The sequence below is a fragment of the Lysinibacillus sp. KU-BSD001 genome, from assembly GCF_042920265.1.
GTDB lineage: Bacteria > Bacillota > Bacilli > Bacillales_A > Planococcaceae > Lysinibacillus_B.
On the sequence record NZ_JBDQZI010000001.1, the window covers coordinates 184,756 to 200,633 of the forward strand.

The following is a 15,878-nucleotide window of genomic DNA, read 5'->3' on the forward strand; positions in this document are numbered from 1 at the left end:
GATGAAAATTCACGTATTAAGTTTATTTCCGGACATGTTTGAGGGCGTTTTCGGTGCATCCATTTTAAAGAAGGCGCAGGAAAAAGGAGCAGTTGAGTTAGCGGTAACGGATATTCGTGAGTTTAGTGGCAATAAGCATAAGCAAGTGGACGATTACCCGTACGGTGGTGGTGCGGGGATGGTATTAAAGCCAGAACCGATGTTTAATGCCGTCGAGACGATTACGGAAGGGCGCACACCGCGTGTTATTTTAATGTGTCCACAAGGAGAACGCTTTACGCAGAAGAAGGCCGAGGAGCTCGCGCAAGAGGAAGATTTAGTGTTCCTATGCGGACATTACGAAGGCTATGACGAGCGCATTCGTCAGCACCTTGTGACGGATGAGATTTCGATTGGCGATTTTGTCTTAACAGGTGGAGAATTACCTGCGATGACGGTGATTGACGCGGTCGTACGCTTATTGCCGGGCGTATTAGGCCAGGCAGATTCGCATATTCAAGATTCATTCTCGACGGGTTTACTAGAGCACCCGCATTATACACGTCCTGCGGATTTCCGTGGCATGAAGGTGCCAGACGTATTAACGAGTGGTAACCATGCAAAAATTGAAGAATGGCGCCAAGAGCAATCGTTAAAACGTACGTTTGAGCGTCGTCCGGATTTATTCGAGGCGTTACAATTAACGCCGAAGCAACTGAAGGTTTTAGAGAAATTACAGCAAGAAAAAATGTAAGCAAAACTACTTGACACTTATAATGCAGTGTGATAGACTTCAATTTGTGCAAAATGCACTGAATTACGGTGTTCCGCTGTGGCCAACTATGAGCGTGCAAGAGCATCTGTCTAAGGAGAGAAACGAAATGTCTAACATTATCACAGAAATCACTAAAGAACAACTTCGTACTGATTTACCTTCATTCCGTCCTGGTGACACTGTAAAGGTACACGTTAAAGTTGTTGAGGGTACTCGTGAGCGTATCCAGTTATTCGAAGGCGTAGTAATCAAACGTCGCGGTGGCGGCATCAGTGAAACTTTCACTGTGCGTAAAATTTCTTACGGTGTTGGTGTTGAGCGTACATTCCCTGTACACACACCAAAAATCGCTAAATTAGAAGTTACTCGTCGCGGTAAAGTACGTCGCGCTAAACTTTACTACTTACGTAACCTACGTGGTAAAGCTGCACGTATTAAAGAAATTCGCTAATAATTTTTTGAGAATGGAGCTTGTGATATGCAGGCTCCATTTCTTTTGGCGAATATAAAATCAGTAGTATTTATGGATGTTTGCATGTAGGTTTTTATAGGGATTTAGCAATAGGGAAAGGCATGCAATAGACAATTTTTTTGCTTCAAATACATATTTCCTTTACAATATAGGTGGATAGACGAGGGGGACATTTGTGTGGAAAAAGTCGAGAAAGAAAAAAATGAGTTATGGGAATGGATTAAAGCATTACTTATTGCTTTTGCAATAGCGGCATTCATTCGTTATTTTTTGTTTACACCAATTGTGGTAGATGGAGATTCCATGATGCCAACCCTTGAAGATGGCGATCGAATGATTGTCAATAAAATTGGTTATAAAATTGGAAATCCAGATCGTTTCGATATCGTCGTGTTTCATGCACCAGAAGGAAAAGACTATATTAAACGTGTCATTGGTGTACCAGGTGATCACGTAGAGTATATTGATGATCAGTTATACATTAATGGTGAACCAATTGATGAGCCTTATTTAAACCAATATAAAGCAGAAATCACAGAAGGCAATTTAACGGGTGATTTTACATTACAGGATATTGAGCCGAATTTAGATGTTATTCCGGAAGGTTATGTGTTTGTGATGGGAGATAACCGCCGCTTTAGTAAAGATAGTCGCCATATTGGGATTGTAAGTATTGATGAAATGATTGGCAATACGAATTTAATCTTTTGGCCAATAAGTGATATTAAAATTGTAAAATAATGTACGAGAGGGGATGTAATATCTCCTCTTTTCATTATTGGATAGTGACACGTCCCTCTCTTTAATGTTAACTGAGTAGGGACATGTTTGAGAAAGGATGTTTCAGATGACAATTCAATGGTTCCCGGGGCATATGGCGAAAGCACGCCGTGAAGTATCAGAAAAGCTAAAATTAGTCGATATTATTTTTGAGCTAGTTGATGCACGCCTCCCTCTTTCCTCGCGTAATCCTATGATTGACCAAGTCATCAATCAAAAGCCACGCCTCCTGATTTTAAACAAGCAAGATATGGCGGACGAGGCAGAGACACGTAAATGGATTGCGTATTTTGAGGAACGTGGTCATAAAGCAGTCGCAATCAATTCACTTGAAGGAAAAGGTTTGCAGACGGTAACAAAGGCAGCGCAAGAAATGCTAGCAGAAAAATGGGCGCGGATGAAAGCAAAAGGGATGAAGCCACGTGCCATTCGTGCGATGATTGTTGGTATCCCGAATGTTGGCAAATCGACGCTAATTAACCGTTTAGCGAAAAAAAATATTGCGAAGACAGGAAATACACCGGGGGTTACAAAAGCACAACAGTGGATTAAAGTAGGGAAAGAATTAGAACTACTTGATACACCCGGTATTCTTTGGCCTAAATTTGAGGATCAAGAAGTGGGCTATAAATTAGCTTTAACAGGTGCTATTAAAGATCAAATTACGAATATGGAAGATTTAGCAGTGTATGGTCTGCGCTTTCTTGCAACACATTACCCACAACGTATGGAAGAACGTTATCAATTACAGTTTGTGCACGAGGACTTAGTACAGACATTTGATCATATCGGTAAGCTTCGTCGTGTATTTGGACAAGGTGGAGAAATCGATTATGATCAAGTATCAGAGTTAGTCGTTCGCGATATTCGGTCCTTACATTTAGGAAAATTAACGTTTGATTTTGTCGATGAACAAATGGAAAAAGAGTTATTAGAGCAATAATCAAGGGGAGTGTCCAGAAAGTGAAAACTTTCCAGACACTCTTTTCTTTTACAAACATAAAAATAAACCGATATATAATATAGAACGAGCAAGGAGATTAGCAATGCGGACGATTAAAGAAATTACAGCTGCTTTAAAACAGGCAGAACAATTAGAACCATGGATGAAGGAATTGCAACAGGATGAGCGAGCAAGCGTACAAAAAGCATGGCTACAATTTGAAAAGCGCATGGCAAAAAAACAGGCCATATTAGATGCTCATCGTGAGAAGTGTGCGTTTGATGCATCATTTTTGCCCTATCCAGAAGCATGTATTGCGGGGGTAGATGAGGCCGGGCGTGGGCCGCTTGCAGGACCTGTTGTGACAGCTGCTGTAGTGCTACCTAATCATTGTGAGGCACTCGTTGGCATCAATGACTCGAAGCAACTATCAAAAGAAATGCGTGAAAATTACGTAGCCCGTATTAAAGAGCACGCAATTAGCTATTCTATTCATTTTCAATCAGCTGAAATGATTGATACATTAAATATATATGAGGCAACGAAGCAGTCGATGGTTGAAAGTGTGAAAGGACTTGCTGTTACACCAGATGTCGTATTAGCGGATGCGATGACATTGCCGATTCATATTCCACAGCATGCTGTGATTAAAGGAGATGCCAAAAGTTTAGCCATTGCGGCGGCTTCTATTTTAGCGAAAACAGCACGTGATCAATACATGGAACAACTACATGTTCAATTTCCGCAATACGGTTTTAATCAACATGCAGGGTATGGTACAAAACAACATTTAGCGGCGCTTGAGCAATTTGGACCAACCGAGCATCACCGTAAAAGTTTTGAACCGATTAAATCGATGATAAAGAGGTGAGGATTTTGACATTTACGTCATTCAATCCAGTTCAATCACAACCGCAAACGATGCAGGCAAATAAGCCTTTAGTATTACGTGAAGGACAAATTTTTCATGGCACAATCAATAAGTTATATCCTGACCAAACCGCAGAAGTACAAGTAGGTCAACAAAAATTAGTGGCAACACTTGAAACGCCTTTAAAAGTTGGCGATTCGCACTTTTTTCAAGTATCAAGTACTGGCGCACAAACGGAACTAAAAGTGGTAACAGGACCGATGACACAGGCGATGACACCACAGCAGCAAATGAATCAACTGCTTCAAAACATGAACTTGCCACCAACGAAAGAGTTGCAGCAAGTAATGAGCCATTTTATGAAAGAGCAAATGCCGATTTCACGTGAGCAGTTACTTGCAGCTGAAAGTTGGATGAAAACTTTACCTGAGGGCGTCACAAAACAAGATGCACTAGTGGCAATCCAGCGTATGGTTGAGCTGAAGATGCCCTTCACAACACAAGTATTTCAATCGCTCGTACAAGGGGCGAAATTAGATGGTATGAGTGCAACGCTACAAAATTTTATGAATCAACTAGAGAATGCAACCAATATAAACAATCAATTAAAAACCAATTTAATGACACAATTGCAAACTATTGCAAAACCGTTGGATGCCGAAACGGGCGGCGTGCTATTGGCGCGCGCTGTTCAAAGGTTAACCGACAATACCGTATCAATGACGAACCGCCTGCAAGCATTGAATATGTTAAAAGAAGCCGGCATCTTACCACAAAATGCAACACTAGCAAACTGGCAATCGCAACAAGGGCAGTCGCAACCACTCTCGACACAACCTGTACAAGCCGGGCAACTTATTCAACAAGTGATGATGGCAAAGCAGGAAGAAAGCGCACAAATGCTACAAAATGTGCGGACATTTGTTCAAAATGAAACGCTATTAACAACTGAGCAAAAAGGGCAACTTCAGCAACTCATGGACCGCTTTACACAACTACCGCAAACGAAGCAGGCAATCGAAATATTTGCCCGTCAATTACAAGAACAATTGTTAAAAGTATTTTCGGCAAATAATGACCATCACTTATTTACACAAAATAAACAGGGTTTGTCAACGAAAGATCAAATGCTCTCTCTTTTAAAGCCTGATGCAGCAGTTGCACGTTACGATACTATGTTTCAAGCATTAGTACGTGCTAGTGTGGAATCGACCCAACCTGCTATGCAAGCGGCTGTTACTCAAGCGGAGGCACAGGTACAAAATGCAGTAGATAGTAAGGCGATGGAGCAAGCAATGAAAACGGTGTTAAAAGGATTGGGGATTAGTTATGAAGCTGCGTTAGCGAATAAAGCAAACGATATGCAAGCACTGGCTCAACAAGTGAAACCGCAACTTTTAGCGCTGTTACAAGATGCACAAATCCCTGCGGCATTGCGAGATTCTGCTGAACTGTTCATGGCGCGTATGAACGGTATGCAATTGCTGTCGGGAGAAAATGGTCATCAACACCAGCTTGTCATGCAAGTGCCGCTTGATTTTTTTGGCAAGCAAATGGATGCGACATTACAGTGGAATGGTAGAATGGGAGATGACGGAAAAATTGATGCCGATTTCGCACGCGTGCTCTTTTATTTAAACATGGAATCTTTGCAAGAGACGGTCATTGATATGCAAGTGCAAAACCGTATTGTAACGATTACCGTGTTTAATGATGATCCACAATTAAATCTACTGGCAGAATCCCTTAAACAATCCTTAAAAGCAGGGCTTGCGGATAAGGAATATCGTTTATCGGGTGTGTTTATTAAACAGTTTGAGAAGGGAATAGTCGGAAAAGTCACAAAAATGTCAAATTTAGACTCCGAATCACATAATGGAGTGGATATTCGCGTATGAACGACAAGAAATATGCACGAAAAGAGGCAATTGCGTTATCTTATAATCCATCGAAATCATCTGGACCTAACGTGGTGGCGAAAGGGAAAGGGAAAATTGCTGAAAATATTTTAGAGCAAGCGATGCTTCATGATGTGCCTATTCATGAAGATTCCAATCTTGTACAATTGCTAGGACAGTTGGATTTAAATGAATCAATCCCAGAGGAATTGTACCAAGCAGTGGCGGAAGTCTTTGCTTTTATTTATCATTTAGATCGTAGACATGGTGACATAAAACACTTAAAAAAGTCGTGTAAATTAGACTGATTTACACGGCTTTTTGCGTTTTCTTTGAATGAAGTACGATAAAATCGCATAAAAAGCCAAAAAAATACACATGAAGACTAATATAGACATTATCAGAATCTTTGTATAAAATAGACCTTGTTAAAAATTTTTTTAATTGTCTGATGGGAGGATGTATTATGAATATCCATGAATATCAAGGGAAAGAGATCTTGAGAAAATATGGGGTAGCAGTACCAAATGGCCGAGTTGCTTTCTCGCCAGATGAGGCTGTGAAAGTCGCGAAAGAATTGGGGAGTAACGTGACTGTCGTAAAAGCTCAAATTCATGCAGGGGGTCGCGGTAAAGCGGGCGGTGTTAAGATTGCGAAAAATCTTGATGAAGTACGCACGTACGCAAAAGAATTACTTGGAAAGGTGTTAGTAACACACCAAACAGGTCCAGAAGGTAAAGAGGTGAAACGCCTTTACATTGAGGAAGGATCAGATATTCGTAAAGAATATTATTTAAGTTATATATTAGACCGTGCCACTTCTCGTGTAACATTAATGGGGTCAGAAGAAGGCGGTATGGATATTGAAGAAGTAGCAGAAACAAATCCTGAAAAAATATTCAAGGAAGTAGTAGACCCTGTTATTGGTCTAACAGCATTCCAAGCGCGTCGTATGGCGTTCAATATGAATATTCCAGCAAAATTAGTAAATAAAGCTGCAAAGCTAATGTTAGGCTTATATGAAGCGTTTATTGATAAAGATGCCTCAATCGTTGAAATTAACCCGTTAGTTGTAACAGGTGATGATGAGGTTATGGCGTTAGATGCGAAGTTTAATTTTGATAGCAATGCATTGTATCGTCAAAAAGATATTGTGGAACTTCGCGACTTTGATGAGGAAGATCCAAAGGAAATTGAAGCATCTAAGTATGACTTAAGTTATATTTCGTTAGACGGTAACATTGGTTGTATGGTAAATGGTGCAGGTCTTGCAATGGCAACAATGGATACGATTAGTTACTACGGCGGAAGCCCTGCTAACTTCCTGGATGTTGGGGGCGGTGCGACAGCAGAAAAAGTAACAGAAGCGTTTAAAATTATTCTTTCAGATGCGAACGTAAAAGGTATTTTCGTTAATATCTTTGGCGGTATTATGAAGTGTGACGTTATTGCTGAAGGGGTTATTACAGCAGCAAAACAAGTAGGTCTTAAAGTACCGTTAGTTGTTCGTCTAGAAGGAACGAATGTAGAACGTGGTAAACAATTATTAAATGAATCCGGTTTAAATATTGTCGCTGCTGATTCAATGGCAGACGGCGCTCAAAAAATCGTAGGACTTGTGAGCTAAAGGAAGGCGGGGAGAAGTAATGAGCGTATTTATTAATAAAGATACTAAAGTAATTGTACAAGGGATTACAGGGGATACAGCACTTTTCCATACAAAGCAAATGATTGAGTATGGTACAAAAGTTGTTGCAGGTGTAACACCTGGAAAAGGTGGACAGGAAATCGAAGGCGTACCGGTATTTAATACGGTGCAAGCAGCGGTAGAAGCTACTGGTGCCAACGTATCTGTAATTTATGTGCCAGCTCCTTTTGCAGCAGATGCTATTATGGAAGCAGTGGATGCAGAGCTTGATTTAACAATTTGTATTACAGAGCATATTCCTGTACTTGATATGGTCAAAGTAAAGCGCTATATGGAAGGGAAAAAGACACGCTTAGTCGGTCCAAACTGTCCAGGTGTTATTACAGCAGATGAGTGTAAAATCGGTATTATGCCAGGTTACATTCATACAAAAGGTCATGTAGGAGTTGTATCACGCTCTGGTACACTAACTTACGAGGCAGTACACCAATTAACACAAGAAGGTATCGGTCAAACAACAGCGGTTGGGATTGGTGGAGACCCTGTAAATGGGACAAACTTCATCGACGTATTAAAAGCATTCAACGAAGATCCTGAAACGTATGCGGTTGTTATGATTGGTGAAATCGGTGGTACAGCGGAAGAAGAAGCTGCTGAATGGATTAAAGCAAATATGACAAAACCAGTTGTAGGCTTTATCGGTGGTCAAACAGCACCTCCAGGAAAGCGTATGGGACACGCAGGCGCGATTATTTCTGGTGGTAAAGGTACGGCAGCGGAAAAAATCAAAGCGATGAATGCAGCAGGTATTGAGGTAGCACCAACACCATCAGTTATTGGCGAAACGTTAATTAAAGTTATTAAAGAAAAAGGTCTATACGAAAAATGTAAGACGCATTAAAATGAAGATGTAGCGCGGGTGGGGGTTCGCGCTACATCTTTTCTTGTACAGTCATTTTTTCTTCTATTATAAAAGGAGTGATAAAATGACAACCTTGCATAAATTATTAGCACTTCATTATGCATATCCGCTAACATTAAATAAACTACATTACTTATTGCGTAATATTCAAACACTCAACGAATTGGAAACGGTTTCAGTCTCAAATTTAGCTCAAATGATTAATATAAAAAAGGAAACTGCATATACACTAAAAAGGACATATGTTTCTCTATGTCAAACAGATTTACTAGAATTTTATGCATCAAAAGACATTGAAATTATTCCGTATACAAGTGATTTATACCCAAAACAATTATTCCAACTTAGTGATCCACCAGCAGTGTTATATTGCAAAGGAGATAGCAACCTGCTTACAGCCCAAAACAAAATTGCCTGTATTGGTTCAAGGGAAGCGACTGCTTACTCAGCAGAAGCGTTTAAACAAATTATCCCGCCACTTATTCAACATCATTATGTAATTGTCAGTGGTCTTGCAAAAGGTGCAGATACACTGGCACATCGAGCAGCGGTGCATTATGGTGGAAAAACAATTGCTGTACTAGGACACGGCCTCGAAACAATCTATCCGAGAAGTAATGAGCAACTTGCAAATCATTTAAGTCAACATCATTTATTAGTAACCGAGTACCCACCACATGTCGGAGCAAAAAAACATCATTTCCCAATGCGCAATCGAATTATTAGTGGGCTTTCGAATGCATTAGTCGTAACAGAAGCAGCACTTCGCAGTGGTACACTCATTACAACAGAGCTTGCTTTAGAGCAAGGGAAAGATGTATTTGCAGTACCTGGCCCCATTACATCGCTACAATCTGCTGGTACAAATAATTTAATCAGAGAAGGTGCCATTCCGATATGGAACGGGTATCAAATTATTGAGGAATTACAAATGTTTCAAATGAAAAATTGAAAAAAAGTTGCATTCTATGTAAATCTGTTATACATTTTGCAACAGGAATTGATTTGTAAAAAACAACAAGTAACCTCTATAAGGGGGAAGATGAATGGCAGATTATTTAGTAATAGTGGAATCACCTGCAAAGGCGAAAACGATTGAACGCTATTTAGGGAAAAAATATAAAGTGAAGGCATCTATCGGACATGTACGCGATTTACCGCGTAGTCAGATGGGGATTAATACAGAAAATAATTATGAACCTAAATATATAACAATCCGCGGAAAAGGACCTGTATTGCAGGAATTAAAAACAGCGGCAAAAAAAGTGAAGAAAATATATCTTGCAGCCGATCCTGACCGAGAAGGGGAAGCAATTGCTTGGCACTTAGCGACTGCTTTAAATATCGATACAACATCCGATTGCCGTGTTGTATTTAATGAAATTACAAAGGATGCAATTTTAGAAAGCTTTAAGCATCCACGTGCAATTAATATGGACTTAGTTGATGCACAACAAGCTCGTCGAATTTTAGACCGTCTTGTTGGTTATAATATTAGTCCGATATTGTGGAAAAAGGTGAAAAAGGGATTATCGGCAGGTCGAGTACAATCGGTGGCACTTCGTCTAATTATTGATCGCGAAAATGAAATTAAAAACTTTGTACCAGAAGAATATTGGTCTATTGAAGGACTTTTTGAAAAAGGGAAAAAACAATTCGATGCTTTGTTTTATGGTACAAATGAAGAAAAGGTAAAACTGACAAATGAACAGCAAGTGAAAGCTGTATTAGCACAGTTAAAAGGCGATGAATTTGAAGTACGCAATGTTGTCAAAAAAGAGCGTAAGCGTAATGCAGCACCTGCTTTTACGACATCATCCTTACAACAAGAAGCAGCGCGTAAACTAAACTTCCGTGCAAAAAAGACGATGATGCTCGCACAGCAACTGTATGAAGGCATCGATATCGGCAAAAAAGAAGGAACGGTCGGCTTAATTACGTACATGCGTACAGATTCGACACGTATTTCCGATACGGCGAAAACAGAAGTAGTCGGTTATATCGAACAGAAATACGGGAAAGATTATGTTGTTGGTGAAGTAAAGCAAGGGAAAAAGCAAGCGAATGCTCAAGATGCGCACGAAGCCATTCGTCCAACAAGTGTGATGCGCACACCGGATGAATTGAAAACGGTACTTAGCCGAGATCAACTAAGACTATATCGTTTAATTTGGGAGCGCTTTATCGCGAGTCAAATGGCACCAGCCATTTTAGATACGGTAACAGTTGATTTACAAAATGAAGGCGTTCAGTTCCGTGCTAACGGTTCACATGTAAAGTTTCCAGGGTTTATGAAGCTCTACATTGAAGGAACAGACGATCAAACCGAAGAAACGACGAAGCTATTACCAGAAATGGCGATAGGGGATAAAGTAAAAACGGTCAATATTGAACCAAAACAACATTTTACGCAACCACCACCACGCTATTCGGAAGCGCGTTTAGTGAAAGCGTTAGAGGAACTAGGGATCGGGCGTCCATCGACATACGCACCTACTTTAGATACAATTCAAAAGCGCGGGTATGTACAGCTAGATGCAAAGCGTTTTGTCCCAACAGAGCTTGGCGAAATCGTTCATCAAGCAACGTTAGAATTCTTCCCTGAAATCATTAACATCGAGTTTACGGCACAGATGGAACAAAACCTAGATGGTATTGAAGAAGGCATTACGAGGTGGGTAGAAGTCATTGATGCGTTTTACAAAGACTTTGAGCCGCGTGTGAAGCATGCAGATGAAGTAATGGAGAAAATCGAGATTAAAGATGAGCCAGCTGGTGAAGACTGTGAAAAATGTGGCGCGCCAATGGTGTATAAACTCGGCCGTTATGGCAAGTTTATGGCTTGTTCGAATTTCCCAGATTGCCGTAATACAAAAGCCATTATGAAGCCAATCGGTGTGAAATGTCCATCCTGTGAAGAAGGCGAAGTTGTTGAACGAAAAAGCAAAACAAAACGGATTTTCTACGGATGTAATCAATATCCAGAATGTGAATTTGTCTCATGGGATAAGCCAATTAATAGACCTTGTCCGAAATGTAGTGCATTATTAGTAGAGAAGAAATTGAAAAAAGGTGTTCAAATCCAATGTACGAACGCAGAGTGTGACTACGAGGAAACACCATCAGAATAAAGAGGTAAAGTTAAATGACACAACAGGTAGTAAACGTAATTGGTGCTGGCTTAGCAGGTAGTGAAGCAGCTTGGCAAATTGCTAAACGGGGTATAAAGGTACGCCTTTATGAAATGCGCCCTGTAAAACAGACGCCAGCACATCATACAGATCAATTTGCAGAGCTTGTCTGCTCAAACTCATTGCGTGCAAATAATTTAACCAATGCAGTTGGTGTAATTAAAGAAGAAATGCGCATGTTAGATTCGGTAATTATGGCAGCAGCGGATAAATGTGCGGTTCCTGCAGGGGGAGCACTTGCAGTAGACCGTCATGAATTTGCAGGATATGTGACAGAGGCTGTCAAAAACCATCCGCTGGTGGAAGTCATTCATGAAGAAGTGACAGAAATCCCAGAAGGTATTACAGTCATTGCAACGGGTCCTTTAACATCTGAAAGCTTAGCGAATAAAATTAAAGAGCTGACAGGGGAAGAGTATTTATACTTTTATGATGCGGCTGCACCAATTCTTGAAAAAGATAGCATCGATATGGAGAAAGTATACTTAAAGTCACGCTATGATAAAGGCGAAGCGGCCTACTTAAACTGTCCGATGACGAAAGAAGAGTTCGATGCATTTCGTGAAGCATTAATTACAGCGGAATGTGCACCGTTAAAAGAATTCGAAAAAGAAAAGTATTTCGAAGGCTGTATGCCAATTGAAGTAATGGCAACTCGCGGTGAGAAAACAATGCTATTTGGTCCAATGAAGCCAGTAGGACTAGAAGATCCGAAAACAGGTAAGCGTCCGTACGCCGTTGTACAGCTACGTCAAGATGATGCAGCAGGTACGCTTTACAATATTGTTGGCTTCCAAACGCATTTAAAATGGCCAGAACAAAAGCGCGTGTTCTCGATGATTCCAGGGCTGGAAAACTTAGAAATTGTACGCTATGGGGTTATGCATCGAAATACGTTCATTAACTCACCGAAAGTGTTGAATAGCACATATCAACTACGCTCGAACCCCAATATTTTCTTTGCTGGTCAAATGACAGGTGTTGAAGGGTATGTAGAATCAGCGGGTAGTGGCTTAATCGCAGGCATTAATGCAGCTCGCCTAGCTAAAGGGGAGGAATTATTGTACTTCCCGCATGAAACGGCACTTGGTTCTATGGCACGTTATATTACAGAAGCAGATGCTAAAAACTTCCAGCCGATGAATGTAAACTTTGGATTATTCCCTGATTTAGGTGAACGGATTAAATCGAAAGTAGAACGTGCAGAACGCCATGCTAATCGCGCTTTAGAAACAATTCGGAATTTTACGAATAAACAAACAATATAATTGCCAAAAGCCTCTAAAGATTGATATACTTTTAGAGGCTTTTTATATTACGGTCTTTTTTGTGGTACTAATTGGATAAAGAATTGTGAATTTGTGAACAAACAAATAAAATTTAAAATATTTAAGTATATTTCACTTGCACTATTCCGTATATAGGTATAGTGTCATTATGGATGTTTTAAAGCCAGCTATCTTCTTTAAATATAGTTCAGTAAAGTGCTACCGATGGGGGTAGGGAACATGTTAAATAATCCACAACAAGCTTTAAGTCAATTTATTAAATATGTACAACTAGAGAGAAATTTTTCAGTACATACTGTACGAGAATATGAGGCAGACATTCAGCAGTTTTTAGCCTTTCTTAAACAAGAAGGGGTTATGAGTTTAGCAGAGGTAGAGTATTTACATGCGAGGTTGTATGTAACAAAGCTGTATGATGACAACATGGCACGAACAACAATTTCTAGAAAGATTTCATCCGTTAGGTCGTTTTTCCGTTACTTGAACCGAGAAGTTGATTTAGATGATGCACCGTTTCGCTCACTTTATCATCCGAAAAAAGAGGAAAGACTTCCGAGCTTTTTTTATGAGGAAGAATTGCAACAGCTATTTCTCGCCTCGAGTGGAGATGATGAAAAATCCATTCGTAATATGGCTATTTTAGAGTTGTTATATGCAACGGGTATTCGTGTGAGTGAGTGTGTATCCATTGAGTTAAATCAACTGGATTTTTACTATTCTATCTTACGGGTAATGGGAAAAGGGCGTAAAGAGCGCATCGTACCGTTTGGTCAATATGCGCATAATGCTTTGCTCCGTTATATCAATGAAGTTCGACCGAAGCTTATGAAAACGAAAGAACATCAACGCTTATTTGTCAATATGCGCGGAGGCGAACTTACTGCGCGGGGCGTACGTCATATTTTAAGTGAGATGATGGAAGAAGCATCCTTGCATTCGAAAATTTATCCACATATGTTACGTCATACATTTGCAACACATTTATTAAATAATGGTGCAGACTTACGTACAGTTCAAGAATTACTTGGGCATGCGCACTTATCTTCTACGCAAGTGTATACGCATGTCACGAAGGAGCATCTTCGCAATACGTATATGAATGCTCATCCGAGAGCATAGTTTAGGAGGAACGTGTATGGGACAAATTCATGCAACTACAATTTTTGCCATTCACCACAATGGCGAGTGTGCTATGGCTGGTGATGGTCAAGTGACACTAGGCAATGCAGTCGTGATGAAGCATACAGCGCGGAAGGTCAGACGTCTGTTTAATGGAAATGTGCTTGCTGGCTTTGCTGGTTCAGTAGCAGATGCATTTACACTATTTGAAATGTTTGAATCAAAACTAAATGAATATAATGGCAATCTTATGCGTGCATCTGTTGAAGTAGCAAAACAATGGCGCGGTGATAAAATGCTTCGTCAACTAGAGGCGATGTTGCTCGTGATGGATAAAAACACGCTCTTATTAGTTTCAGGGACTGGCGAAGTTATTGAACCTGAAGATGGGATTTTAGCTATTGGTTCTGGTGGCAATTATGCATTAGCGGCAGGGCGAGCGCTGAAAATGCATGCAGGGGAGCATTTAAAGGCGAAAGAGATTGCTGAGGCTGCTTTGAAAACAGCTGCTGACATTTGTGTATTTACGAACCATAATATTATCGTGGAGGCGCTTTAATGAAAAACTTAAATTTAACGCCAAGACAAATTACGGAAAGTTTAAATCGTCATATTGTAGGACAAAATGAAGCAAAGCGTGCTGTAGCAGTTGCACTTCGTAATCGTTATCGTCGTTCTTTATTATCGGACGAAATGAAAACGGAAATTATCCCTAAAAACATTTTAATGATTGGTCCTACAGGTGTTGGTAAAACGGAAATTGCACGTCGCATTGCAAAATTGACGAATGCACCGTTTATTAAGGTGGAAGCAACGAAATTTACAGAGGTAGGTTATGTTGGTCGAGATGTAGAATCGATGGTACGTGATTTAGTAGAAGCATCAAGACGATTAGTAAAAGAAGAAATGATGGAAGGGGTACAAGAACAAGCAGAAAAGCTGGCGAATGAAGCGCTCGTAAAGCTTCTTGTACCCTCGAAGTTAAAGTCTAAAATGCCACAAAATCCATTTGCGATGTTTTTTGGTGGGCAACAGGAAGAACAGACAAAAGAAACACCGACCGAGGAAGCGGAGATTCGTTCTCGTCGTACACAAGTTGCGGAAGATTTAAAAGCTGGTAAATTAGAAGAACAATGGGTCACGATCGAAGTAACGGAACAAGCACCATCCATGTTCGATATGATGCCGGGGATGGACGCCAATATGGGCATGCAAGATATGTTATCTAATTTAATGCCGAAGAAAACGAAAAAGCGTAAAGTAAAGGTGAAGGATGCGCGTCGCTTGTTGACAATGGAAGAGGCAAATAAGTTAATTGATTCCGATGAACTTGCACAAGAAGCCATTACACGTGCGGAACAAGCAGGCATCATTTTTATTGATGAAATTGATAAAATCGCAAGTAAAGGGACATCTTCTGCAGAAGTTTCGCGTGAAGGTGTACAACGTGATATTTTACCGATTGTAGAAGGGTCGACGGTCACGACGAAATATGGTCCGGTCAAAACAGATTATATGCTGTTTGTTGCTGCTGGGGCATTTCATGTATCGAAACCAAGTGACTTAATTCCTGAGCTACAAGGGCGCTTCCCTATTCGTGTAGAACTTGAAAAATTAACGAAAGAAGATTTTGTGCGCATTTTAAAAGAGCCGGATCAATCGCTTGTTTTACAATATAAAGCACTGTTAGAAACAGAAGGTGTGACGATAGAATTTACGGAGGATGCAATTGAACGTATTGCGGAGATTGCGACAGAAGTAAATCAAGAAACAGATAATATTGGTGCGCGTCGTTTGCATACCATTTTAGAACGTCTACTAGAAGAAGTGTCATTCGAAGCTTCTGAAATTGCACCGGCACATATCGACATTACACCGGCGTATGTCGATCAAAAGCTTGGTAATATCGTAAAAAACAAAGATTTGTCACAATTTATCTTGTAAAAAGTCGAATTAGTTTCTTTGAATTGTGAAAACCTTTAGAATATTTA

General features: G+C 40.2%; 15 protein-coding genes. All 15 read left to right on the forward strand.

Annotated elements, in window-relative coordinates:
* Position 1 precedes the first annotated feature (1 nt).
* The 15 genes from trmD to hslU all read left to right on the forward strand — a co-directional run bounded on the left by trmD (position 2) and on the right by hslU (position 15,831).
* Complete coding sequence (gene trmD, locus AAGS61_RS00900; RefSeq protein WP_391367286.1) at positions 2-733, forward strand: tRNA (guanosine(37)-N1)-methyltransferase TrmD; 732 nt, start codon at positions 2-4, stop codon at positions 731-733.
* A gap of 127 nt (positions 734-860) precedes the next feature.
* The gene (gene rplS, locus AAGS61_RS00905) at positions 861-1,205 is read left to right on the forward strand and encodes a 50S ribosomal protein L19 (RefSeq protein ID WP_391366397.1); all 345 of its coding nucleotides are present in this window, start codon (positions 861-863) and stop codon (positions 1,203-1,205) included.
* A gap of 198 nt (positions 1,206-1,403) precedes the next feature.
* The gene (lepB, locus tag AAGS61_RS00910; RefSeq protein WP_391366398.1) at positions 1,404-1,967 is read left to right on the forward strand and encodes a signal peptidase I; all 564 of its coding nucleotides are present in this window, start codon (positions 1,404-1,406) and stop codon (positions 1,965-1,967) included.
* 106 nt (positions 1,968-2,073) lie between these two features.
* Positions 2,074-2,949, forward strand: coding sequence for a ribosome biogenesis GTPase YlqF (ylqF, locus tag AAGS61_RS00915; protein WP_391366399.1), 876 nt, complete (start codon positions 2,074-2,076; stop codon positions 2,947-2,949).
* A gap of 103 nt (positions 2,950-3,052) precedes the next feature.
* A complete protein-coding gene (locus AAGS61_RS00920; protein WP_391366400.1) occupies positions 3,053-3,820 on the forward strand; it encodes a ribonuclease HII in 768 nt (255 codons plus the stop codon).
* A complete protein-coding gene (locus tag AAGS61_RS00925) occupies positions 3,817-5,718 on the forward strand; it encodes a hypothetical protein (RefSeq protein WP_391366401.1) in 1,902 nt (633 codons plus the stop codon). The genes AAGS61_RS00920 and AAGS61_RS00925 overlap by 4 nt, the downstream gene beginning before the upstream one ends.
* Positions 5,715-6,026, forward strand: coding sequence for an EscU/YscU/HrcU family type III secretion system export apparatus switch protein (locus AAGS61_RS00930; protein ID WP_391366402.1), 312 nt, complete (start codon positions 5,715-5,717; stop codon positions 6,024-6,026). Before AAGS61_RS00925 ends, AAGS61_RS00930 begins: the two co-directional genes overlap by 4 nt.
* 158 nt (positions 6,027-6,184) lie before the next feature.
* Complete coding sequence (gene sucC, locus AAGS61_RS00935) at positions 6,185-7,345, forward strand: ADP-forming succinate--CoA ligase subunit beta (protein ID WP_391366403.1); 1,161 nt, start codon at positions 6,185-6,187, stop codon at positions 7,343-7,345.
* Between the two features lie 19 nt (positions 7,346-7,364).
* Positions 7,365-8,267: a succinate--CoA ligase subunit alpha gene (sucD, locus tag AAGS61_RS00940; protein WP_391366404.1), complete on the forward strand. Its 903-nt coding sequence runs from the start codon at positions 7,365-7,367 to the stop codon at positions 8,265-8,267.
* An 85-nt stretch (positions 8,268-8,352) separates the two neighbouring features.
* Positions 8,353-9,240, forward strand: a complete 888-nt coding sequence (gene dprA / locus AAGS61_RS00945; RefSeq protein ID WP_391366405.1) for a DNA-processing protein DprA — start codon at positions 8,353-8,355, stop codon at positions 9,238-9,240.
* A 94-nt stretch (positions 9,241-9,334) separates the two neighbouring features.
* A complete protein-coding gene (gene topA, locus AAGS61_RS00950; protein WP_391366406.1) occupies positions 9,335-11,419 on the forward strand; it encodes a type I DNA topoisomerase in 2,085 nt (694 codons plus the stop codon).
* A 14-nt stretch (positions 11,420-11,433) separates the two neighbouring features.
* Entirely contained in the window at positions 11,434-12,747 is a 1,314-nt protein-coding gene (gene trmFO, locus AAGS61_RS00955) for an FADH(2)-oxidizing methylenetetrahydrofolate--tRNA-(uracil(54)-C(5))-methyltransferase TrmFO (protein ID WP_391366407.1), read from the forward strand.
* 240 nt (positions 12,748-12,987) lie between these two features.
* Positions 12,988-13,887: a tyrosine recombinase XerC gene (xerC, locus tag AAGS61_RS00960; RefSeq protein ID WP_391366408.1), complete on the forward strand. Its 900-nt coding sequence runs from the start codon at positions 12,988-12,990 to the stop codon at positions 13,885-13,887.
* A 16-nt stretch (positions 13,888-13,903) separates the two neighbouring features.
* Positions 13,904-14,446, forward strand: coding sequence for an ATP-dependent protease subunit HslV (gene hslV, locus AAGS61_RS00965; RefSeq protein ID WP_391366409.1), 543 nt, complete (start codon positions 13,904-13,906; stop codon positions 14,444-14,446).
* Positions 14,446-15,831 carry an ATP-dependent protease ATPase subunit HslU gene (gene hslU / locus AAGS61_RS00970; protein ID WP_391366410.1) on the forward strand — a complete coding sequence of 462 codons (1,386 nt, stop codon included), beginning with the start codon at positions 14,446-14,448 and terminating at the stop codon, positions 15,829-15,831. The genes hslV and hslU overlap by 1 nt, the downstream gene beginning before the upstream one ends.
* Positions 15,832-15,878: the final 47 nt, after the last annotated feature.

What these genes read in the sequence shown, in the direction of transcription:
- trmD (WP_391367286.1), top strand. Translation starts at nt 2, where the DNA reads ATGAAAATTCACGTATTAAGTTTATTTCCGGACATGTTTGAGGGCGTT.
- rplS (WP_391366397.1), top strand. Translation starts at nt 861, where the DNA reads ATGTCTAACATTATCACAGAAATCACTAAAGAACAACTTCGTACTGAT.
- ylqF (WP_391366399.1), top strand. Translation starts at nt 2,074, where the DNA reads ATGACAATTCAATGGTTCCCGGGGCATATGGCGAAAGCACGCCGTGAA.
- AAGS61_RS00920 (WP_391366400.1), top strand. Translation starts at nt 3,053, where the DNA reads ATGCGGACGATTAAAGAAATTACAGCTGCTTTAAAACAGGCAGAACAA.
- AAGS61_RS00930 (WP_391366402.1), top strand. Translation starts at nt 5,715, where the DNA reads ATGAACGACAAGAAATATGCACGAAAAGAGGCAATTGCGTTATCTTAT.
- sucC (WP_391366403.1), top strand. Translation starts at nt 6,185, where the DNA reads ATGAATATCCATGAATATCAAGGGAAAGAGATCTTGAGAAAATATGGG.
- sucD (WP_391366404.1), top strand. Translation starts at nt 7,365, where the DNA reads ATGAGCGTATTTATTAATAAAGATACTAAAGTAATTGTACAAGGGATT.
- dprA (WP_391366405.1), top strand. Translation starts at nt 8,353, where the DNA reads ATGACAACCTTGCATAAATTATTAGCACTTCATTATGCATATCCGCTA.
- topA (WP_391366406.1), top strand. Translation starts at nt 9,335, where the DNA reads ATGGCAGATTATTTAGTAATAGTGGAATCACCTGCAAAGGCGAAAACG.
- trmFO (WP_391366407.1), top strand. Translation starts at nt 11,434, where the DNA reads ATGACACAACAGGTAGTAAACGTAATTGGTGCTGGCTTAGCAGGTAGT.
- xerC (WP_391366408.1), top strand. Translation starts at nt 12,988, where the DNA reads ATGTTAAATAATCCACAACAAGCTTTAAGTCAATTTATTAAATATGTA.
- hslV (WP_391366409.1), top strand. Translation starts at nt 13,904, where the DNA reads ATGGGACAAATTCATGCAACTACAATTTTTGCCATTCACCACAATGGC.
- hslU (WP_391366410.1), top strand. Translation starts at nt 14,446, where the DNA reads ATGAAAAACTTAAATTTAACGCCAAGACAAATTACGGAAAGTTTAAAT.